Source organism: Neobacillus pocheonensis, from assembly GCF_050477905.1.
Lineage (GTDB): Bacteria > Bacillota > Bacilli > Bacillales > Cytobacillaceae > Neobacillus > Neobacillus pocheonensis_A.
On record NZ_JBCNAD010000020.1, the window covers coordinates 209,168 to 231,412 of the forward strand.

The window sequence follows — 22,245 nt, forward strand, 5'->3', positions numbered from 1 at the left end:
GAAAATACCTAATTTATCCGCGAAAACTTCTGGTTTATCTGCGAAACGAAAACAAGGGAGGAGGACCAACAAATCTCCTCCCGAAAATCGATTATTCTAAATGTCCTAATGTAGCAGCCATGACAGCTTTAATGGTATGCATTCTATTTTCAGCCTGGTCAAATACCTTTGAATGCTCGCTGCGGAAAACTTCGTCGGTTACTTCCATTTCAGCAAGTCCGTGTTTGGCATAGATGTCCTTGCCATAACTTGTTTCTTGGTCATGGAAGGCAGGCAGGCAATGCAAGAAAATCATTCGCTCGTTGCCAGTCTTTTTCACCATATCCATTGATACTTGATATGGAGAAAGAAGAGCGATTCTTTCCGCAAACTTGTCTTCTTCACCCATAGAGACCCATACATCTGTATAAATAACATCTGCTCCAGAAACCCCAGCATCAACATCAGCAGTCACTGTTACGCGGCCGCCGGATTTTTCTGCAAAACCTTGAGCGAGTTCCACGATTTCCTGTGAAGGGAATAAGGATTCCGGTGCAACAATGCGAACATCCATCCCCACAAGGGCACCTCCGACGAGCAGGCTGTTTGCTACATTATTTCTACCATCGCCAACATAGACAAATTTAATTCCTTCTAAGCGGCCAAAGTTTTCTTTTACAGTTAAGAAGTCAGCTAATGTTTGGGTTGGATGCCATAAATCAGTTAAGCCATTCCAAACAGGAACCCCGGAATGCTCCGCTAACATTTCGACTTTTTTATGCTCAAAGCCGCGGAACTCAATCCCGTCAAACATGCGTCCTAACACTTTGGCCGTGTCTTCAATCGATTCTTTTTTACCTAATTGGATATCATCTTTTCCTAAATATTCAGGGTGTGCGCCTAGGTCTGTACAAGCAACCGTGAAGGCGCAGCGAGTGCGAGTGGATGGTTTTTCAAACAGTAATGCGATGTTTTTGCCTTCAAGATGGCGGTGCGGGATGCCATGTTTTTTCTCATCCTTTAATTTCATCGCTAAATCGATTAAATAAACAAACTCTTCTTTTGAAAAATCTTTTTCGCAAAGAAAGCTTTTTCCATAAAATGCAGGTACAGTCATTAACATAGTGATCATTCTCCTTATATTAAAATTATTTTTGTAAATCTTCTCTGACGATTGGCATGCTCATGCAACGCGGGCCGCCACGGCCGCGGGATAACTCCGAGCTGGCAATTTCGAGTACTTCAATGCCGTGCTGACGCAATAAATCATTAGATATGTAGTTACGGTCATAGGTGACCACAACTCCTGGAGCAATCGCTAATGTATTGGAGCCATCATTCCATTGCTCGCGGGAAGAGGCGATTTCGTCGCCGCCGCCGCAAGGAATTAAAACAAGCTCGTCAAGATGTAAAACTTCTTTCAAAGCTTCCTGCAGGTTAGTGCGGTGTGTAATCTTTAAAAGCTCTGGATCTGACCCTTGTTCAAGAATATAAACATTCATATTGCCTTGAGGTCCTTGAATAGCTGGATGGATCGTAAATTTATCATGATCGACCATCGTAAACACCGTATCAAGGTGCATAAAAGCTCGGCATTTTGGTATTTCAACTGCTACCACCTTTTTAAAGGAGCTTTGCCGTTTAAAGAGATTCAAAGCCAGTCGTTCAATCGCTTTGGCTGAAGTCCGTGCCGAAACACCAATCGCCACTACCTCATTGCTAAGGATAAGTTCATCCCCACCCTCAATCGGAGAACTGAAATCTCGATTTAACCAAACGGGAACATCCTGTCCGGCAAACCGAGGGTGATGCTTAATGATATATTCCATAAATAAAGATTCCCGCTGGCGGGCAGGCTCCCGCATTTTATTAATCGACAATCCGTCGCCGATGCTGGCTGCAGGATCTCTAGTAAAATATAAGTTTGGCATCGGATCGATATAGAATGGATAATGATCCTCCATGAATTCGTAAAGGTGAATTTTTTTACTTATTTCTATTTCTTTTTTGAGGACACCACTCATCACTTTTTCAACCATTTCAGCGGTAGGAAAGGATAGCAAATATTCTTTTAATACTTTTGCAGATCCATTGACATGGGACCCGCTTTCTCTTAAAATATCATCTAGGAATTGTCTTTTTATTTGTTGATTACTTAATGTTTCAACAATCAATTTTTCGAGGTATAGGACTTCTATGCCTCGATTTTTTAATGTCTCGGCAAAATAATCATGCTCTCTCTGGATAATTGGTAAATAGGGAATATCATCGAATAAAAGCCGTTGAAGATATTCAGGTACGAGATTCTCAACTTCTTTTCCAGGGCGTTTAAGCAAAACGGTTCTTAAAGTGCCGATTTCAGATGTAACATGGATCGGATGCTTTAGTTTTATTTGCATTTCCTGCTTTTCATGGATTTCCAGTATACTTCCCATCTGTCTTCCTCCTTTATTTGATTTCTCCTTGCTACACCTTCATTCTACGTGTTGAAAGCGTTTCATTTTGTAATGCCCTTTACAAACAAACTGTAATAATCCTTACGTTTTTTTGTTAAATGCATAAGTGCGAATGCATATTTATGTATAATTGCATCGAAATTGGACTTTTCAAAAGTGAAATCCTGAATAATCCTTGAATGTCAAAATAAGTTCACAACTAAAGTTCTAAAATTAAGAAAATTAAACGCGACAAAAAAAACTGACTCGTCATGAGCCAGTCTTTTCATATTTCCTTAAAGTAATCAGGTTGATGGATCCTAATTTTTTTCGAGCAAACGGAGATGACTTGCTCTCTTTTTAATTGGTTCATTAAGAGACTAACTGTTTCCCTAGTCGTGCCAGAGATTTTGGCAATATGAGCTGCCGTCAAGGGACAAGGAATGATGATTTCTGCACCGTCCTTCTCTCCAAGGTCATCCATTAAAAATTGAATGGAATGCAAAACGCGCTCTTGAGCATGGGGAATGAGAATTCGTTGGACCCGTTTTTGATGAAGGTTTAGAATTTCTGAGAGTTTAGAAATGACATATAATAATTGTTTTGGATTTGTTTTTAGCAATTCCTCCAGGATATGGGTTTGGATAAAGTATAAATGAACATCCGTGACGGCGATGGCCGTATCCTGGTAAACCTTATCCTGAAAAATTCCACCGTAGGGAAACATTTGATTGCTTTTAACAAAGTCTAAATAGAGCATGCTTCCTTCTTGACTGCTGCGCTCAAACATCACGTAGCCATCTAGTAAAAAGAAGATTTTGTCCCTTGGGTCACCTTGCATATACAAGCATTGGTTTTTCTTGTAGGTTCTGAAATAAAAATTAGGCAGGTACTTTTTCAATGTTTTCGCGGTCAGGCATGAAAAAACATCAAATTGCTGTAAATCAGAAAGGACATCCATATGTATTACTTGAGAGCTCTGCATGAGTATCTCTCCTTTTCGTGTGAATCCGTTACTTTTGATAGAATTCGATTTGCTGCTTGATTCTTTCGGACTCTTGAGGTGACCGGCAAATGATTAGACATGTATCATTTCCGCAAATGGTTCCTGCTTTTCCATTCAAGTCTAATGAATCGAGGAGTGCCCCAAACGAATGGGCATGCCCTGGCAATGTCTTAATGATCACAAAATAGTTAATGACCTCCATACTAACAAGGGCATCCTTTAATTTATGCCGCAGCTTTTCGGAAATGAAATGATCTTGGTCGATTTTAAAGCTATATTTTTGACTGCCGTCCTTGGAGGGAACTTTGATCAGCTTTAATTCGCGTACGTCTCTGGAAATGGTCGCTTGTGTCACATCTAAGCCATTGTTATGTAATAAATTCCCCAGCTCTTCCTGCGTTTTTACCTCTTGGGTTGAGATAAGATTAGTAATTATTTTTAATCTCATTTCTTTATGCATCGCCCTGCTCACATCCTATAGAATTCTCCATTTACATTTTATTGCAAATCTACGCTTTAGAATTGAGCGATTGGTGAACATATTTCAAACGTTTGGAAAAATAAAAAGAGCCAGCAGTGGACTGACTCATTTAGCCTTAGTAAAGTTTAAGTGTTTCACCCTGTTTTAAACCTAATTTTGTAATCGCCCCTGCTGGAAGTTCTATGACGGAGTAAGCATTTCGTACCGGTTTAACAAACTTCCAGGGCTTTAGCTTTTCCACCATTTTTACAATTTTCCCGTCTTTATTAAGAAAAACAGCATCGATATCAAAATGCATAAAGCACATATGGATGGAATTGCACGGGACAATCCACAATCCTTCCTCCACCAATTGATCTTTCCGAAACATAAGTCCTTTTAATCTTTTAAAAAATGAATCTGCCAGGTTAATAGAGTATGGAAGTGTTCTCATATTTATAGCCCCTTTTATATATTTTGTTCTATATATTGAATTTACATCAAAACCCCTTTGTTCTCAATAGTGAAAAATGTAGAATTGTGTCGTACAGTATTTAGAACGAATTTTTCAAAATCTATTTACTATTCAGTACGATTGTACTATTATTTACTTAAGGGTTGTTCATTATAAAGAACAAACGATGGAATGTTCTTCAAAAAATGAAGAACGAACTTCAACATAAATCGTTGTTCGATAAAGTGAACGAAACTAAAATTAATCCATTTTTAGGAGGAAAAAACATGTTGACAAAAATTAAAAATCTAGTAGTACAAGAAGAAGGACAAGCATTAACGGAGTATGGGTTGATTATTGGTCTTGTTGTTGTCGGCTGTGTCGCTGCACTAGTAATATTAGGGCCAAAAATTAAAGGTTATTTTGATGCGATTAACACTGCTTTAACAGGTCATTAATACTCTGAAACATGTTGCCCTGCTTTTCATGGGAGAGAAGCGGGGCTTACTTTATTATGAAGGAGGATTAATATGGAAAAAATTGTATTGCTGGCAGCACTCATTATTTGTCTTATTACTGATCTTAAATCAAGAAAAATATTAAATATTATTACTCTACCTACAATTGCATTTGGGCTAATCTTTAACATTCTTACATCTGGACTAGATGGATTTCTAATAAGCGGCAAAGGTTTTCTAGTCGGATTAGCCATTCTCATCATTCCCTATTTACTAGGCGGCATGGGAGCTGGGGACGTAAAACTAATGGCAGCGATCGGAGCGCTCATGGGAACAAGCTTCGTTTTTTATTCATTTATTTACACTGCCCTAATCGGTGGAGTCATCGCACTTCTGCTAATTATCAAAACAAACGGTCTAAGAAACTCTATTAAATCATTTTTCTTTAATGTTGTTCTTTTTAGAAGTAACCTCGGTTCAATAATTTTATCGAAAAACAAAGAAAGTAGCGTTTCATTCCCATATGGAGTTGCTATTGTCCTAGGAACACTTTGTACACTTGTCTGGGGTGGATTCTAATGAAGTCGGAAAAAGGCCAATCGCTTGTAGAATTTGCACTGGTCCTGCCGCTATTAATTTTATTATTATTTGGAATTATTGACTTTGCTCGAGTTTTTCATGTTTATCTGACAATGGATCATGCCGGAAGAGAAGCTGCACGAGCAGCAAGTATTGGGAATGATGATACAACCATAAGAAATACCGCAGTTAGCGATGCTGCAAGTATTGGATTAACAGCCGATAAAGTGGCCATCTCTCCGGGATCCAGGTCATCGGGATCCAAGGTTTCGATTACCATTACCTATCCTATAACATTTTTAACACCAGTAATCGGAGAAATCGTAGGCTCGTTGAACTTAACAGACACCACAACAATGAGGGTGGAATAAATGAAGAGAATTTTACTAAAACTATTAAATTTGCGAGAGGAAAGCGGTGCAGCATTAGTAATTGTAGCCATTTCAATGGTTGCACTATTAGGCTTTACTGCTTTAGTGATAGATGGTGGAAGGCTTTACGCCGAGAAAAGTAAGCTCCAAAAAGCAATGGATTCTACTGTGCTAGCTGGGGCACAGGGACTTCGAACCAGTGAAGCTCAAGCGATATCGATTGCAAAGGATATTTCAAAAAATAATGGTTTTGAAGTTAGTGAGAGTGACTTAACAATCACTAGTGAATCTATTAAAGCAACAAAACAAGTCAATGTCCCAATGACATTTGCTAAAGCAATTGGTATGAATAATGCAACCGTAAGTGCAACAGCGAAAGCAATCATTGCTCCCTTAAAAAAAGCTGGGGGGATTGCCCCGCTTGCCATTGAACAAGACGAAGTACCTAATGCCATCATCTTAAATTGTGGAAAAAGTAACCCCGGAACCCATCATGGAAACTGCGGCTATCTTGATTTTGGGAATGGTGGCGATGGTTTGGCTAATGCATTTATTAATGGCGCTACTTACGATGTTGGATCTAAAATCGTGGAGACAGAACCTGGGGGAAAACAAGGAAAAGTGGATGAAGCCATTAATACGCTAATTAATAATGATGCTGCGAAATCACAATGTCAAAGTGCGAGTACAGCCGATAATTCCTGTGACAGGGTCATCACCATTGTCGTTATTGATTCATGGGATGGTGCAAACGGTAAGAGTAATTTAAACGTAGTGGGTCTTGCAGCTTATTGGATTGAAAAATATGAAGACAAAAAGCTGTATGGGAAATTCATTAAAATGGTTTCCCCTGGTGAAATCGGAAGTAGTACCAGTATAGGTGATTATAATCTTTATGGCGTCAAGCTTGTAGAATAGCCCGATGTCCATGAATAGTAGGAGGGCATTATGAATACGAAAAAAATATGGATAATTTCAGTAATATTAGGAATGACAGTGGCGGGTTTTGCTTATTTAACTATTTTTTCAAAAGATAAGATTTCAAATGCATCCGAAGGACAAGTTACCCAAGAACAACAGAATAAAGTCAGTCCAACAGACAAGCAAGCAGAAGAAAAGAAAAAAGCGGATGAAGAAAAGAAAAAGCTTGAACGTGAATTCAAAAACTCAATAGTGGCTGTGAGTAAAGGAAAAAGAGCAATCTCTTTAAAAGTAAACCTTGAACAAGGAGTATCCGGATTTATTTCCCCAAATTCAATGGTCGATGTCATTGCCTATGAAACGACAAAAGACGCTGCCGGAAAAGAATTTAAATCAGCTGTGATTGCCCTAGAGAATGTAAAGGTTCTTACATCAGGGAAATCCTCGGACAGTAAAGAAGAAGCACTTCACTATGAAACTGTTACTCTAGAAGTCACGCCCGAGCAAGGGGTCATGTTAGGACTAGCATCAAAAGATAAAGATGGTTTCTATTTAATGCTTAGAAATTCAGAAGACACAGAGAATGGAAAAGTTGGGATCAAACAAACTAGAGAAGTGATTAAAGACGATAAATAGGAGGTAGATACGAAATGGATATTAATTGGTTTTATTTTTCTGATACAAACACTCCTCCTGGAGAAGTAAAAATTCTATTAGAAAAGCAGCGCTTTAAGTTGTCTGTGACCAATCAGATTGAAAAACTACATACTCTTTTAATTCAGAATAATCAGTCTGTACTATTTCTTAAAGCTCATACTTTATACAACGTATATGAGCTTTGTCAGGAAATTTCTGTGCTATATCCCCATGTATATATTATCTTAATTGTCCCTGATAATATGGAAAATCTAAAAAAAGCGATGCTTATGGGGGCATCGGATACACTAAGGTCTTCGTATGACCACGATGAGTTGAGTGAAGCAATTGATCATGCCAAGAAATATATGGAGCACCGAGCCAAAAAGGATCAATTGTATCTTTTAAAAGAAAAAAGTAGAGTCATCGCTATTTCTAACCCTAAAGGCGGCGTGGGCAGGACACTATTAACCGTAAATCTTGCCATCGCTTTTGCGAGAATGGGAAAAAGAGTGGCTGTGATCGATGGCAACCTCCAATTTGGGGAAGTGGCGATGTACTACAATATGAAGCCCAAGCGATCCATTTATGAATGGGTGAAAGAGGGCTACGGACGTGAAAATTATTCTATTGATCAATACATGACCAATGTTGAAGGAGATGTATCCATTCTTGCGGCCCCGCCTCGACCGGAGTTCTTTGAAGGAATTTCAGATGAACACATGCAAGCGGCCATTGAAGCAACAAAGAAATTATTTGATATTGTTATCATTGACATGCCTGTCTATTTATCAGAAATTCATTTACGCTGTTTAGATATGGCGGATGAGGTCCTGCTGCTGGCGGTCAATGAAATTTCTGTTTTAAGATTAAGCCAGCTATACCTAGAAACTTTAGATTCTATTAAACAACGAGATAAAGTAAAACTCATTTTAAACCGTAATACAAAGGGGCAAGGCATTGAGATAAAGAAAATCGAAGAAATTTTTGGATTGCCTCTCTTTTACTCTTTACCGGAACAAGTGAATGTGGCAACCGCTTCGATAAAAGCAGGACAGCCGTTTATGCTTTCGAATTCCCGAAGTCACTTAGGTAAGGGAGTTTGGAAACTGGCAGAGAAACTAATTGATCAAATGAATGAAGGGCCAACTGAAGGTAAGAAATCTAGACGCTGGTTTTTAGTTGGAAAGTAAGGGGGGATGTAAATGTCATTATTTGAAAGATTCAAAGAAGGATCCAGTAAAAGTCGTGGCGGTAACTTCCAAGAAACAGACGTACATGATCTTCCGGTTTTAAACAGATCAGCGGAATTTTGGAAGCTTGAGGCAGAGCTTCACGATTTTCTATTAGAAGAGTTAAAAAAATATCCCGGTCACGGCCAAAATAGGAAAGAGGAAATACAAAAGATTGAATATTTAGGGCAAGCCTTTTTTGAACAAGAAGGCGGAAGGCTTACGTTTGAAGAAAAGCAAGAAATTTTGAATTACGTTAAGGATGAACTAATCGCATACGGTCCGATTTCCCCTTTATTAGAAAATCCGATGATCAGTGAGGTCATGGTTAATAGCTATGATGAAATCTATTACGAGAAGAATGGTAGGATTATACGAAGCAATGTCCATTTTGTTGATAACCAACATGTCATGCGTGTTATTGAGAGAATCGTTTCTCCAATCGGTCGCCGCATTGATGAAAGTTCACCGATGGTGGATGCCCGCTTGCCGAATGGATCACGTGTAAATGCCATCATACCGCCGCTGGCTTTAAAAGGCCCAAGCTTAACAATCAGGAAATTTTCTGAAACGCCTTTTACAATAAAGGATCTCATTCATTTTGAAACCCTTGGTGATGAAATGGCCGAATTCCTTGATATCTGTGTAAAGTCCAGACTGAATATCTTTATTAGCGGCGGAACTGGATCTGGGAAAACCTCAACATTAAATGTGTTATCATCGTTTATTCCAAACAATGAACGGATTGTGACCATTGAGGATGCTGCAGAATTAAAGCTTAATCAGGAACATATTGTTTCCTTGGAATCACGGCCGCCGAATATAGAAGGAAAAGGGCAGATTACGATTAGGGATTTGGTTCGCAACTCCCTACGGATGCGTCCTGATAGAATAGTTGTCGGCGAGGTTCGCGGTGCGGAGGCGTTGGATATGCTCCAGGCGATGAATACAGGACATGATGGCAGCTTAAGTACGGGGCACGCCAACTCACCACGAGACATCCTTTCCCGTTTAGAAACGATGGTGTTGATGGCAGGTTTCGAGCTTCCCGTAAAAGCAATTCGCGAGCAGATTGCGAATGCCATCGACTTAATCGTTCACCAATCAAGATTAAAGGATGGTTCACGGAAAATCACCCATATTACCGAAGTGTTAGGGATGGAGGGCGACACGATTGTCCTTCAGGATATCTTTTTATTTAAAGAATCGGGATTTACCGATGATGGAAAAATTGAGGGCAGATTTGTTTCCACAGGCATACGGCCGAAATTTACGGAGCAACTAGAAATAAATGGCTACACATTGCCTGCCTCATTGTTTGTCGGGGAGTGGTAGAGATGAAACCCATGTTGGAGTTAATGTTAATTTTTTTGGCTACCAGCTTATTGATGTATCTCATCCTAAGTGGATACACCAAAAAGAAGCGAGTCTCAGATCGAATTAATGAGTTTTTACCTGCTCCTTCTGTAGAGGATTTTGAAGTAGTGAAAGAAAAACGGCAACCGCTTGTCAAACGATTTATCCTGTCCGTAAGCTTGCTGTTTAAAAACGTTCAATTTAGTGAAAAAACTGAAAAAATATTACGTGAGGCAGGAAGTCATTTAAAACCAGAGGAATTTTTTGCTTTTCGAGTTATGACATCAGCTGGATTTGGCTTCCTCTCAGTTTTATTAAAACTTCCAATCTACCTTTGTCCAGTTGTTATTCTCATTGGCTTTGCCCTTCCCATAACTTTAATGAAGAAAAAAAGAAAAAACCGACTAAAGCAAGCCTCTTATCAATTGATTGATGTACTGGGAATGATGGCGAATTCTATGAGGGCAGGATTTAGTTTTATGCAAGCGATGCAGCTTGTTGGCAAAGAGGTACCTGCTCCACTTGGACCTGAATTTGACCGAGTTGTTCGCCAAGCAGGATTGGGGATGCCATTGGAAGAGGTATTTGAAGAATTAGTGGAGCGAGTACCAAATAAAGAACTTGAAGTTGTTGTAAGGGCGATATTAGCCCAGCGGAAAAGCGGCGGAAATCTTGCCGAGCTCCTTGAAACAATGGAAGAAACGATCAGAGGCAGGGTAAGAATCCTCGAAGAATTAAATACGTTAACTGCACAAGGAAAAATGTCATCCTGGATTATAACCCTTCTTCCTGTTGGGTTAGGATTATATTTATCGTTAGTGAATCGGGAATATTTCGGTCCCATGCTTGAACATCCATTGGGATGGGCGATGCTCTTTGTTTGTGCTGTCTCCATTTTCATTGGCTGGTTGTTGATCCAGAAGATTATTCGGATAGAGGTGTAGGAAATGTTTGATATCCTATTCATTTTTTTAACAGGTGCGTTCCTAACTTTTCTGCTTGCTGGAATATTGTTGACTATTTTCAAAAAGGAAATAGCCTTTAATAAACGTGTGGATAAGTACTTTGATGAACCAATGAAAAAAGATAAAGTGGATCCGGTGGCGAAGAACCAAGAGGGAAGAATGAAAAAGGAATTTCAAAATTATTGGGATAAAGGAACCCAATTGTTAAATAAAAGGGTTCCAAAAACAGAAAGAAAAAGAATAGACATACTGCTTCGTGATGCGGGATATCCTTTTAAATCGGCGCTTGACTTTCGTTTGTTTCAATTGCTCCTAAGTGCGGCCTTGAGCCTGCCGTTTATTCTGTTTATTGTACCAGTCATCGATAATCAATCATCCACTTGGATATTAGCCATCACGATGGCCTTCCTAGGATTCCGTCTTCCTGTGTTTATTCTTGGGAAAAAGAAGACGACGAGAATTAAAGAAATAAATAAATCAATGCCGGACTTTTTTGACACTGTCAATCTTTTGCTTGAGGCAGGGATGGGGCTTGATTTGGCTATTTCAGAGGTTGCTCGTAAAAATAAAGGCCCTCTTTCCGAGGAATTTCTTCATACACTAGAGGATATGAAGCTTGGAAAATCGCGAAGGGAGGCATTCTATGAACTTCGAAAGCGTGTTCCCTCTGATTCATTTCAAAATATTATTACTTCCTTGATCCAAGCTGACCAGCTCGGAATAGGAATGGCAAAGGTGTTAGGAAATCTAACCGCTAGGGTACGGGAACAACGCCGCGAAGCTGCTCGTGAGCAGGCAATGAAAGCACCGGTGAAAATGTTATTTCCGATGGTATTTTTCATTTTTCCTTCTTTGTTTATTGTTATTTTAGGACCACTGGTCATTACGTTGGTCACAAAAGGGCTTGGTGGGTAAATTTTTAAAAAGGAAGAACCCAATTCATCAGATATGAATTGGGTTCTTCCTATTTTAGTCTTTTAGCACCATTTGGAAATTTCTGATTTATTTTCCACCAATTTTTGTTGAATTCGGTTATGATAGATATTGTAGGAGATTGTCTAAATTTCTATTATTTTCACTATATTTTTAATAGAATTGTCATATTTTTAATAGATTCGTAACAATTTAGGGGAATTTTCGTCTATAATGGGGAAGGAAAAAATAAACATCAAAGAGGGATTGAATAATGGGGAATCGAAAGCGCGGTTGGACGAGAGGGTCTGTAGTGTTCACTATTGCGATTGGGTTCTTGTTTGCAGGGGTATTTGTAAGTAATTATTTTCAGGCAAAAGCGTCAGGTGAACCTAGTAATCATCAAAAAAATGAAAATATGAATCGGTTTGCACCTCATCCCAATCCTGAAACGATTGTTCGCACCACGGAAGATGAAAGGCTTGAACAGGAAGGGATTCGAAAGCAACAGCATGAAATGATGTTTTGGAGACAAAAGCAAGAAAAAGTGCCAGAGAAAACTACTACTTCGACAGCCGTAGTGCTGCCACCCGCAAAGGAAACCAGCACTCCACCAACACCGACACCAGAATCCAATGCAGTGCAATCTGAGCCAAAAAGTACACCACCTACAACTCCAAGCCCTAGCACAAAGAAGACAGTTTATTTAACATTTGATGATGGTCCTGCCGCTTTTTCAGGTGATATCATTGCACTTCTAGAAAAATATCATTTCAAAGCAACCTTTTTTATGATTGATGGAAATATTCGCCGCTATCCGAATTCGGTGAAATTAATGGTACAGAACGGAGAAACAGTCGGCCTACATAGCGTATCACACAACGTGAAATTATTTTATGCTTCCGTCAATTCGGTTTTAAGTGAATTAAACCAAAATCGGAATACTTTGAGATCTGTATCTGGGATTGATTCACATATCATGAGAACCCCTTACGGCAGTGCTCCCAATATGACGGACGCTTATAAACAGGCGGTTAAGGACCAAGGGTATATCATGTGGGATTGGAATATTGATAGTAAGGACTGGTATTATAAAGATGGACGCTACGTTAACAATGTCATTGAACAGATAAATAGAAAAGCGAAGCAAAATGGTCCACTTGTGATTCTTTTACATGAAAGAAAAGAAACACTCGCTCATTTACCAGAACTGCTTGACTATTTAAGCAAACAAGGCTTTGAATCCAAAGCCATCGATACAAACACAACACCAGTCCAATTTTAAAACAACAAAAAACTCCTTAAAAAGACAAAATATCTAGTAATTTGATATAATAAAATTGAGATAACATACATGTATTTATAGTAAAAATAATGGGGTTCGATAATTGCCTATGATTAATAAACTTTTGCAGAGCAGCAGTTTCAAACGAATATCAATATTTGTCATCATTGCTATCATCATTTATGCGATGAAGAGTATGATTAATTTAATTTTACTTACGTTTATTTTTGCTTTTTTAATGGACCGACTTGTTCAATTCATTGAACAGAAAATTCCTCTAAATCGAAGGTTAATTGTTGTCATTTCATATGCGTGCATTGTCGGCTTGCTTTCCTACGGCCTAGTCATGTATCTGCCGATGATTGCCGGTGAGATTAGAGACTTAATCAAGCAATTGACCGCCTTTTACACAAAGAAGCATGATAATATTGTGCTGAATTATGTGGTAAGACGAATCGAAGAAATCCAAGTTTCAAGTTACCTTGAACAGGGCTTTACCTTTGTAATAAAATACTTTACCGATATTAGTAAAATTGGCTTGCAAATCCTGCTTGCTCTATTACTGAGTTTATTTTTCCTATTGGAAAAGCCACGCTTAATTGAGTTTACAAAGAAATTTAAGAAGAGCAAAATCGCATCAATTTATGAGGAAATTGAATTTTTTGCCCGTAAATTTGTGGCCACATTCGGGAAAGTGATCGAAGCGCAATTAATTATTGCGTTAGTGAACTGTATTCTAACAACGATTTCCTTATGGATCTTGGATTTCCCGCAATTAGGCGGGTTATCAATCATGATTTTCCTATTGGGGCTCATTCCTGTTGCCGGAGTTATCATTTCCCTTATTCCACTCGTAATTATCGCCTATAGTATTGGTGGAATGATGACGGTGCTGTATGTGGCAATTGCAATTGCAATCATACATGGTATCGAGGCCTATATTTTGAATCCCAACTTGATGAGCTCTAAGACCAACCTGCCTGTGTTTTATACGTTCATTGTGTTGATTTTTTCAGAACACTTCTTTGGTGTTTGGGGACTGATTGTCGGTATTCCTGTTTTTGTCTTCCTATTAGACGTTTTAGAAGTGACCGAAAGTAATAAGCCCAGTTGATGGGCTTTTTTAATTGAGATAGACTAAGACTATCAATTCCAAGGAGTGTTTTTAATGAGCGAATGTAAACTTGACCATTCACAGGATGATGTAAAAAGTAAGTACGAATCACAAGCAGCATTTTTACCAGAGGAAATGAAACCATTATTTGAAAAGTTTTTTGCAAGTGAGCATACTCAGGCAATATTGAATGAAGTCTTCCACTTACTTAAAAAATATGATTTAGCTTCAGATGAAGAAAAAAGTGAACGGACCAACCGCTTAAATATGGTGTTGCAGAATGTATAATAAAGAAGACCCCCATCATCGTTGGGGGTCTTTTCACTCTAACAAATACAAGTCTTCTTTTTAACGCCAATTTTATTGCGCTGTTCAATCTTCTTAATATACTCTGTTGCCAAAGGTACTTTACACGCCGTATTGCCGACATCCACATGGACTTTGCCGATTTCTTCAGCAACGTGGATTGCTTCCTCGTGCAGTTCAGGAACATAGGCTCCAACGCTGATAACAAAGCCGTTCATCACATAGCGGACACGGTTCTTTTCTTGATGAATCGATGATTCCACTTGTTGTAATAGGGAGCGAATCTCTTCTATATCAAGCTTTTCATCTGGTGTAATCGAGATATAGTTCGAATATGTACTCCATCCAGCGACTGCGGTCATTTCCTCATCCGAATCCATCCATTCACGGGCAAGTTCAAGTGCGAAATTGCTTTCCGCCGCCACCCCTGCGATTGTATATTCAGCGAGCATATACCAGGTGGCAGTCTTTACCCACTTTTGAAGAGTTTCCTTTTTCATCAATTTCGGATTTACGGATAGTCCTGCTAAATACATGGCATCACTATTACCTGTTTCATATAAGGCTAATGCTAATGGTTGATCCTTTTTCACGTGTTTTACAAGTTTTTTTAAATCGCCAACCTTGACACCAAATAGGTCGCCCTTTGCCCCGTGATTCCTAAATGTTTTTTTCGTTTGTTCCGTGCCAAGCTCTGCCAGCTCCCACATGATTTCATCTAATGTCATCACTACGCCTCCTCATCCACCATTTTTCTTTAGTTTATCATCATTTTATCCTTTTGGAAAAATTTCCATAACGAGTTCCTTTTCATGAAAGAGGCGATTTTAGAAAATATTATAGGTAGTACTTTCATAAAAGAAAAGGGGATTCGATGGGAGAATTACTTCAATTATTAAAACGCGGAAATAAATCGGCAATGCTTGCCGCCATTATTAATACGATTATTTCTATTATTAAGGGTGTTGCCTATATGTACACTGGCAATGTGGCGATGTTTGCTGAAACAATGCACAGTCTAGGGGATGCCGCCAACCAATTCTTTGTGTTTATCGGTTCGGCTCTAAGTAAAAAAGCACCTACAGAGAAATATCCAAATGGATTTGGCCGTTTGGTAAATTTGGTTCTTCTAGGAGCCGTTTTAATCGTCGGAATTATGGCGTTTGAAACGATAGTAGAGGGTTATCATCACGTTGTCCATCCAACTGAATCAGGCGGATTCATCATTAATTTATTGGTGCTGGGGGTAGCAACGCTGCTTGAAACATTTGTGCTGTTTAAGGCGATGAAAGAAATTTTGCATGAAATTGAAGTAGAAGCGAGTGGCTTAAGTGTGTTTGGTAAAGCCTTTGCCAATTTAGGGCGTGCGAAACCGGCAACAAAGCTTGTTTTTATGGAAGACTTGGTTGCCACAATGGGAGGGTTGTTAGCTATTATTGCGGTGCTTATTGCACATTTTACGTCCTTTCACAGGGCTGAAGGGCTGGCCTCGATGATTATTGGAGTGATGATGTTCTTCGTTGTCGGGAAAGTGTTTTTAGATAATGCAGCTGGGGTGATTGGCCAGGCCGATGAAGAAATGGAAAACAAAATCGGTGCGCTTGTCATGGAAGACCCAGACGTAAAGGATATCCAAGGAATTACAGTTATTAAAGAGGGAGAGGATTTGCATGTGGAATTGGAAATCGAGGTTGATCCTAAATTAACGGTTGCGGCAGCGGATGATATTAAAGACCGCTTAGAGGAAAAAATTATGGCAGAAAAGGGCGTTGTTGATGTCACCATTGAAATAGATGAAGAAGATGGAGTGATGACATGGAAAAATCCAGTGAACCAACAGTAGGGGGAATTTATATTCATTTTTTGAATATGAATAAATCCAAACTTGGATTGGGAATCTAGACATAAAGTGTGGTTTGGAGGTGAGAGTTCTTGGCTTCACATACTGCGAGATTATCTAGTGCTGAGATTGGCGGCTTATGGGCCACATATTTACAAGAGAGTATGGGTGTTTGTTTATTAAAATACCTTCTATATCATAATCAGGATGAAGATATTAAGACTGTGTTAAAGCAATCATTAGAGATCTCCGAAAGTCATGTCCAACAAATTACAAACATCTTTACTGAGGAAGGAATTCCTCTTCCAGATGGGTTTACGGAAAATGATATTGATTTATCAGCACCTCCATTATTTTATGATATGTTTGGTCTTAGCTTTGTCTATTCGATGAGCCGCTTAGGAATGATTAACACTAGCTTTATAACCTCGAACGTGGCCAGAGAAGATGTGATGGAGCTTTTTGTAACAATGGTAAAGCAGGCTGCGAATCTTTATCAAACGTCTACAAATTTAATGCTCTCGAAAGGAATCTATGACAGGCCGCCAATGATTCCCTATCCCAAGCATGTCCAATACATAAAAAAGAAATCTTATATTAAGGGTTTTGGAGAAAAGAGACCTTTAAATTCAATCGAACTCACCGAGATTTATTTTAATATCGAACGAAATTATTTTTCGATATTACTTTGCATGGGATTATTGCAGGTGGTAAATGACAAAGAAATTCATTCTTATATTAAAGAAGGGAAGGCTATTTCTGAAAAACAAATCCGGATATTTAATGATAAATTAATGAAGGAGGAACTGCTTGGGTTAGTTCCAACAACTATGGAGGTAACAGATGCAGTGGTTTCTCCATTTTCGGATAAACTTGTCATTATGCTGTTTCATTCGTTGAATGCTATCGATATCACACTTCTTGGTCATGCCTTATCTTTATCTATGAGAACTGATTTAGCTGCACATTATCAAAAATTTATGTTCGAGATTATGCTTTATGCTGAAAAAGGTTTTAATATTTTGGTTGATCGTGGCTGGGCGCAGAAAGTTCCTCAGGCAGCAAATCGAAAAGACTTACAAAAACTCTAAAAAAGGTTCGCGAAATCGCGAACCTTTGCTTATTCCCAGGGTTTACTCGTCGTAAAATAACTCGCAAGCTCTTTACTGTTTTTGCGATGTCTTTTTCGTTCTTCGGCTCGTTCTTTGCCTGTTTCGAAAAGTTTCTTTTCTTCTTCTGTTTCAGGGATAATTCCCGGAACCGCCGTTGGTTTACCATTGTCATCTAAGGCCACAAACGTTAAAAATGCGGTAGCTGCTATTTTTCTATCTCCTGTGATGAGATTTTCAGCGATAATTTTCACAAAAACCTCCATTGATGATGTGCCCGTCCATGTAACAAAGGATTCAAAACAAACTGAATCCTGCGGTGTAACCGGACTTAGAAAATCAACAGAGTCAGTTGACGCAGTCACGCACTCCTTCCGGGAGTGACGTGTGGCCGTAATGGAGGCGATCATATCGACATCACTCATCATCTTTCCGCCAAACAATGTATGATGGTTATTCACATCATTCGGAAACACTCTGCTTGTTCTTACCACCTTAGACTCAATACACGTTTTTGCTTCCATCAATATCCCTCCAATAAATTTAATTTACCCATCATGGATTCGTTTTAGTGAAATTGGTGCAAATGTGGTACATTACATATATCAATTTGATTAGTTAGGGGGACCCAGGATGAGTATGCAGGCACAAATTATGAAGGAGCTAAATGTTAATCCTGACATTCAAGCGAAAGAAGAAATTCGAAAGCGAATCGATTTTTTAAAAAGCTATTTACGGAAAACGATGGCGAAGGGGTATGTGCTTGGGATTAGCGGCGGTCAGGATTCAACCCTTGCCGGGCGATTAGCCCAGCTCGCGGTTGAAGAATTGCGAAACGAAGGAACTGATGCCTTATTCGTCGCTGTCCGACTTCCATATGGCGTTCAGCAGGATGAGGAAGACGCTAAACGCTCTTTAGCCTTCATAAAAGCAGATCGTGAGACTGTGTTTAATATTAAAGCGCCAGTTGATGAAGTACAGAACGAATATAACGCCGGTTACGATGGACAGCCATTAAGTGATTATCAAAAAGGAAATGTAAAAGCGAGAATGAGAATGATTGCGCAATATGCAACCGGCGGAATGGAAGGACTTCTTGTTATCGGTACGGACCATGCAGCAGAGGCAGTTACAGGATTCTTTACAAAGTATGGGGATGGCGGCGCGGATATTCTTCCGTTAACGGGCTTAACAAAGCGGCAGGGAAAAGCGTTACTTAAGGAGCTTGGGGCAGAAGAACGGCTTTATTTAAAAGTGCCAACGGCTGACCTGCTCGATCAAAAACCTGGTCAAGCCGATGAAACTGAACTAGGTATTACCTATGATGAACTTGATGATTACCTTGAAGGGAAGCAGGTATCCCATGAAGTTGCCGATAAGATTGAAAAACGCTACCTTATAACTGAACATAAGCGGAGACCACCAGTTAGTATGTTCGATGAATGGTGGAAATAATTTTTGTGGAGATTGCCAAGGATGGCAGTCTCTTTTTTTGGATAATACTCTCCCTTTTTCCATCAAATCGCTAATGGATGTTTCGAAGAATAAAGTTATACTAGGAAATGTCATTGGTAGTGATTTATTTCTCTAATACTTTATTGTAATAAAAATTTTACGTTGACAACGAGCTGGGACGCCTTTATTCTAAATGTCGTGAGTTTAAAAATATTATTGTATAAAAATAAATAAATGCCTTTGAGGGGAGTTTACATCATGGGGAAATCAAATAAACTTGGTTTTTGGGTATTAACAGCACTTGTGGTTGGAAATATGGTTGGTTCCGGAATTTTCATGCTGCCAAGATCTCTATCTGAAGCAGCAAGTCCTGCTGGTGTTATTTCAGCATGGTTGCTAACAGGGTTCGGTGTACTAATGACGGCTCTTGTATTTGGAAACTTAGCGATTCGCAAGCCTAACTTAAATGGCGGCCCGCAAATTTATGCTAAAGAGCTCTTTAAATCAGGATCTCAAGCATCAACTTTATCGGGGTTCATGTCTACCTGGGGCTACTGGATAGGAAACCTTGCCGGTAACGTGGCCATGATTACAACCTTTGCTGGTTATTTATCAACGTTCTTCCCAATTTTGACTAGCGATGCTAAGTGGTTCACGATTGGAAGTTTCACACTTAAGGTCGGAAACGGATTAACTTTTATAGTGTGTTCAATTCTTCTTTGGGGAACTCACACCATTATTATGCGCGGAATGGAAAGTGCCGGAAAGCTTAATTTTCTAGCAACTGCTGCCAAAGTGGCTGGATTTATCCTTTTTATTGTCGTGGGATTATTCGCTTTTCAAAAAAGTAATATTCTTCCGTTTATGGCAACAAGAATGGATGACGCAGGTAATGCCATTGGAATTATGTCACAAGTAAACAGTGCGGCAGTCAATACGTTATGGGCATTTATTGGTGTAGAATCTGCCGTTGTTTTTGCTTCCCGTGCTAGAAAACAAGCCGATGTAAAACGAGCAACCATTCTTGGCCTATTTATTGCCCTTGGAATTTATATTGGAATCAGTACCTTGGTGATGGGAATGTTAGACCAAAACACACTTATTCACTCTGAGAAACCATTAATTGATGCGATTGATTCTGTTTTAGGCCCAATTGCAGGGAAAGTCTTAGCTGGCATTGGCTTAATCAGTTTATTCGGTTCAACTATTGGCTGGTTAATGTTAAGTGCAGAGGTTCCATATCAGGCAGCAAAACAAGGATTATTCCTGCCAGCTTTCAGAAAAGAAAACAAAAAAGGCTTGCCTTCGTTTTCTATGATCGTCTCAAATGGATTAGGACAATTGTTTATTTTTTCAACTGTGTCAAAATCTATATCAGGTGCCTTTGATTTCGTCATTGTGATTGCTACTTTATCTTATTTAGTTCCTTACTTTATTTCTTCTGTTTATCAGCTTAAGTTGGTGATAACAGGTGAGACATACAGGGGTGACAAATCAAGAATCACAGATGGGATCATTGCCCTTTTGTCAACAATTTACTCTATTTGGGTTATTATTGCAGGTACTGCGGACATAAAAACCTTTACGTTCGGAATGCTTCTACTTGCTAGTGGAATCCTGTTCTATGGTCCGTTATTGAAAAAGAAAGAGTCTGCAAAACCTATTTCAAATGCTGCATAGAAACGTATTAGCCTACCGGAGGACTCCGGTAGGTTTTTTTGTACATGAATTTTCTCCTAGCAGGGTAAAATAAATTCGACAAATTTCACAAGTTTTTCTTTGACAGAAATTTAAGTATGTAATATGATTATTAAATCCAAGCAAAACTATCAGAATTAGGGGGGTTTAACGTTGAAAAAATTATCAGTAATTTTCGCACTATTATTAAGTTTTATGTTTATTCTATCTGCTTGTGGCACAAGTAATAAAAACAATGCCACTGATAAAAACAAGACAACAGAAACAAAAGAGACTGCAGGCGAAGATTTATTAAAAAAGGTTAAAGATGAAGGTAAGATTCTAATTGGTACGGAAGGTACATATTCACCGTTCACATACCATGATGAAAAAGGAAAATTAACTGGCTTTGATGTGGAACTAGCTGAAGAAGTGGCGAAGCGTTTAGGTGTGAAAGCTGAATTTAAAGAAACTCAATGGGATGCTATGTTTGCTGGTCTTGATGCCAAGCGTTTTGATATGATTGCCAACCAGGTTGGAATTCGTCCAGACCGCCAGGAAAAGTACGATTTCTCTAAAGGGTATATCACTTCAAAAGCTGTTTTAATTACATCGAAAGATAACGATAAAGTAAAAGCATTTGAGGATATTAAAGGTTTAAAAGCCGCTCAATCATTAACAAGCAATTACGCTGATATGGCGAAAAAGAATGGAGCAACCCTTGTCGGTGTTGAGGGCTTCCAGCAGGCTGTCGAACTTTTAGGGCAAAAACGTGTCGATGTAACGATTAATGATAATATTGCCTATTTAGACTATTCAAAGCATAAACCGGATGCCCCAATAAAGGTTGCCGCAACAGCTGAGGATGCTTCACAAAGCGGCTTTATGTTTAGAAAAAATAGCAATACTCTTGTGGATGCAGTAAACAAGGCGTTACAAGAAATGATCGATGACGGCACATACAAAAAAATCTCTGAGAAATGGTTTGGTGAAGATGTACTTAAATAGTATTTTTCTTGACCCTAAAAAAATTGAGATTGCAAAAAACTCCCTCCAGCCGCTGCTGGAGGGTGCTATTATGAATACCATTCCCTTAACGATTGTTTCGTTTATCTTTGGGATTATTTTAGCTGTATTAACAGCCCTTGCCCGTATATCTTCGGTAAAAATTCTTCAAATCATTGCAAGAGTTTATGTTTCGGCCATCCGTGGGACGCCATTATTGGTTCAATTATTTATCATTTTTTATGGTCTTCCGAATATAGGGATTATTCTCGATCCATTTATTTCAGCTGTTATTGGGTTTTCCCTTAGTGTTGGGGCTTATGGCTCTGAAGTTATCCGCGCTGCTATTCTTTCAATTCCAAAGGGGCAGTGGGAAGCGGGCTATTCGATTGGAATGACTTATTCACAGGCTTTAAGAAGAATTATTCTACCGCAAGCGGCTAAAGTATCGATTCCGCCATTATCTAATTCGTTTATTAGTTTAGTTAAAGATACCTCGCTCGCTTCTGTTGTGCTTGTAACAGAGATGTTTCGACGTGCTCAGGAAATTACCGCAGCCAATTATGAGTTTTTATTGGTCTATACCGAAGCCGCACTCATTTATTGGGTCATTTGCTTTTTTCTTTCCATTATTCAAGGATTTTTGGAGAAAAGACTGGACCGTTATGCGTCTTAATGAGGGAGTTTTAC

At 39.0% G+C, this 22,245-nt stretch carries 25 protein-coding genes; 18 read left to right on the forward strand and 7 right to left on the reverse strand.

The annotated features are described in order from the left end of the window. Nucleotides 1-91 precede the first annotated feature (91 nt). From argF to ABES02_RS11130, 5 genes are all read right to left on the reverse strand, one after another. Complete coding sequence (argF, locus tag ABES02_RS11110; RefSeq protein WP_430134264.1) at nt 92-1,102, reverse strand: ornithine carbamoyltransferase; 1,011 nt, start codon at nt 1,100-1,102, stop codon at nt 92-94. A gap of 25 nt (nt 1,103-1,127) precedes the next feature. Further along, nucleotides 1,128-2,378, reverse strand: coding sequence for an arginine deiminase (gene arcA / locus ABES02_RS11115; RefSeq protein ID WP_430134921.1), 1,251 nt, complete (start codon nt 2,376-2,378; stop codon nt 1,128-1,130). Nucleotides 2,379-2,700: 322 nt separating this feature from the next. Next, entirely contained in the window at nt 2,701-3,399 is a 699-nt protein-coding gene (locus ABES02_RS11120) for a Crp/Fnr family transcriptional regulator (RefSeq protein WP_430134266.1), read from the reverse strand. 28 nt (nt 3,400-3,427) lie between these two features. Next, nucleotides 3,428-3,880: an arginine repressor gene (argR, locus tag ABES02_RS11125; protein WP_430134269.1), complete on the reverse strand. Its 453-nt coding sequence runs from the start codon at nt 3,878-3,880 to the stop codon at nt 3,428-3,430. A 136-nt stretch (nt 3,881-4,016) separates the two neighbouring features. Beyond that, on the reverse strand, nt 4,017-4,334 hold the full coding sequence (locus tag ABES02_RS11130; protein ID WP_430134272.1) for a DUF192 domain-containing protein: 318 nt from the start codon (nt 4,332-4,334) through the stop codon (nt 4,017-4,019). Nucleotides 4,335-4,621: 287 nt separating this feature from the next. On the opposite strand from ABES02_RS11130, the gene ABES02_RS11135 reads away from it, so the two are divergent. The 12 genes from ABES02_RS11135 to ABES02_RS11190 all read left to right on the forward strand — a co-directional run bounded on the left by ABES02_RS11135 (nt 4,622) and on the right by ABES02_RS11190 (nt 14,451). Continuing rightward, complete coding sequence (locus tag ABES02_RS11135; RefSeq protein ID WP_430134275.1) at nt 4,622-4,792, forward strand: Flp family type IVb pilin; 171 nt, start codon at nt 4,622-4,624, stop codon at nt 4,790-4,792. Nucleotides 4,793-4,864: 72 nt separating this feature from the next. Next, nucleotides 4,865-5,371, forward strand: coding sequence for an A24 family peptidase (locus tag ABES02_RS11140; protein WP_430134277.1), 507 nt, complete (start codon nt 4,865-4,867; stop codon nt 5,369-5,371). Continuing rightward, nucleotides 5,371-5,742: a TadE/TadG family type IV pilus assembly protein gene (locus ABES02_RS11145; protein WP_430134279.1), complete on the forward strand. Its 372-nt coding sequence runs from the start codon at nt 5,371-5,373 to the stop codon at nt 5,740-5,742. Before ABES02_RS11140 ends, ABES02_RS11145 begins: the two co-directional genes overlap by 1 nt. Then, a complete protein-coding gene (locus ABES02_RS11150) occupies nt 5,743-6,660 on the forward strand; it encodes a TadE/TadG family type IV pilus assembly protein (RefSeq protein WP_430134282.1) in 918 nt (305 codons plus the stop codon). A gap of 30 nt (nt 6,661-6,690) precedes the next feature. Next, on the forward strand, nt 6,691-7,299 hold the full coding sequence (gene cpaB, locus ABES02_RS11155; RefSeq protein WP_430134285.1) for a Flp pilus assembly protein CpaB: 609 nt from the start codon (nt 6,691-6,693) through the stop codon (nt 7,297-7,299). 14 nt (nt 7,300-7,313) lie between these two features. Then, the gene (locus ABES02_RS11160; RefSeq protein WP_430134288.1) at nt 7,314-8,492 is read left to right on the forward strand and encodes an AAA family ATPase; all 1,179 of its coding nucleotides are present in this window, start codon (nt 7,314-7,316) and stop codon (nt 8,490-8,492) included. A 12-nt stretch (nt 8,493-8,504) separates the two neighbouring features. After that, nucleotides 8,505-9,866, forward strand: a complete 1,362-nt coding sequence (locus ABES02_RS11165) for a CpaF family protein (protein ID WP_430134291.1) — start codon at nt 8,505-8,507, stop codon at nt 9,864-9,866. Between the two features lie 2 nt (nt 9,867-9,868). Then, nucleotides 9,869-10,831: a type II secretion system F family protein gene (locus ABES02_RS11170; RefSeq protein WP_430134294.1), complete on the forward strand. Its 963-nt coding sequence runs from the start codon at nt 9,869-9,871 to the stop codon at nt 10,829-10,831. Between the two features lie 3 nt (nt 10,832-10,834). Continuing rightward, nucleotides 10,835-11,767, forward strand: coding sequence for a type II secretion system F family protein (locus ABES02_RS11175; RefSeq protein WP_430134296.1), 933 nt, complete (start codon nt 10,835-10,837; stop codon nt 11,765-11,767). Between the two features lie 271 nt (nt 11,768-12,038). Then, the gene (locus ABES02_RS11180; RefSeq protein WP_430134299.1) at nt 12,039-13,049 is read left to right on the forward strand and encodes a polysaccharide deacetylase family protein; all 1,011 of its coding nucleotides are present in this window, start codon (nt 12,039-12,041) and stop codon (nt 13,047-13,049) included. A 109-nt stretch (nt 13,050-13,158) separates the two neighbouring features. Then, nucleotides 13,159-14,163 (forward strand): AI-2E family transporter, encoded by a 1,005-nt coding sequence (locus ABES02_RS11185; protein ID WP_430134924.1) that lies wholly within the window; start codon nt 13,159-13,161, stop codon nt 14,161-14,163. Nucleotides 14,164-14,217: 54 nt separating this feature from the next. Then, nucleotides 14,218-14,451, forward strand: coding sequence for a hypothetical protein (locus ABES02_RS11190; protein ID WP_430134302.1), 234 nt, complete (start codon nt 14,218-14,220; stop codon nt 14,449-14,451). Nucleotides 14,452-14,489: 38 nt separating this feature from the next. Here the strand turns inward: ABES02_RS11190 and ABES02_RS11195 are convergent, their stop codons facing one another. Further along, nucleotides 14,490-15,197 carry a DNA alkylation repair protein gene (locus ABES02_RS11195; protein ID WP_430134305.1) on the reverse strand — a complete coding sequence of 236 codons (708 nt, stop codon included), beginning with the start codon at nt 15,195-15,197 and terminating at the stop codon, nt 14,490-14,492. Nucleotides 15,198-15,343: 146 nt separating this feature from the next. Here ABES02_RS11195 and ABES02_RS11200 point away from each other — a divergent pair, with 146 nt between their 5' ends. Then, the gene (locus ABES02_RS11200; RefSeq protein WP_430134308.1) at nt 15,344-16,312 is read left to right on the forward strand and encodes a cation diffusion facilitator family transporter; all 969 of its coding nucleotides are present in this window, start codon (nt 15,344-15,346) and stop codon (nt 16,310-16,312) included. Between the two features lie 89 nt (nt 16,313-16,401). Beyond that, the gene (locus ABES02_RS11205) at nt 16,402-17,400 is read left to right on the forward strand and encodes a DUF3231 family protein (protein WP_430134311.1); all 999 of its coding nucleotides are present in this window, start codon (nt 16,402-16,404) and stop codon (nt 17,398-17,400) included. Between the two features lie 29 nt (nt 17,401-17,429). Here the strand turns inward: ABES02_RS11205 and ABES02_RS11210 are convergent, their stop codons facing one another. After that, the gene (locus tag ABES02_RS11210; protein ID WP_430134312.1) at nt 17,430-17,942 is read right to left on the reverse strand and encodes an acyl-CoA thioesterase; all 513 of its coding nucleotides are present in this window, start codon (nt 17,940-17,942) and stop codon (nt 17,430-17,432) included. 109 nt (nt 17,943-18,051) lie between these two features. Here ABES02_RS11210 and nadE point away from each other — a divergent pair, with 109 nt between their 5' ends. From nadE to ABES02_RS11230, 4 genes are all read left to right on the forward strand, one after another. Next, nucleotides 18,052-18,873: an ammonia-dependent NAD(+) synthetase gene (gene nadE, locus ABES02_RS11215; protein ID WP_430134314.1), complete on the forward strand. Its 822-nt coding sequence runs from the start codon at nt 18,052-18,054 to the stop codon at nt 18,871-18,873. 258 nt (nt 18,874-19,131) lie between these two features. Next, on the forward strand, nt 19,132-20,553 hold the full coding sequence (locus ABES02_RS11220; protein ID WP_430134317.1) for an amino acid permease: 1,422 nt from the start codon (nt 19,132-19,134) through the stop codon (nt 20,551-20,553). Nucleotides 20,554-20,724: 171 nt separating this feature from the next. Beyond that, on the forward strand, nt 20,725-21,558 hold the full coding sequence (locus ABES02_RS11225; RefSeq protein ID WP_430134319.1) for an amino acid ABC transporter substrate-binding protein: 834 nt from the start codon (nt 20,725-20,727) through the stop codon (nt 21,556-21,558). Further along, on the forward strand, nt 21,545-22,231 hold the full coding sequence (locus tag ABES02_RS11230) for an amino acid ABC transporter permease (RefSeq protein WP_430134322.1): 687 nt from the start codon (nt 21,545-21,547) through the stop codon (nt 22,229-22,231). The genes ABES02_RS11225 and ABES02_RS11230 overlap by 14 nt, the downstream gene beginning before the upstream one ends. Nucleotides 22,232-22,245 lie beyond the last annotated feature (14 nt).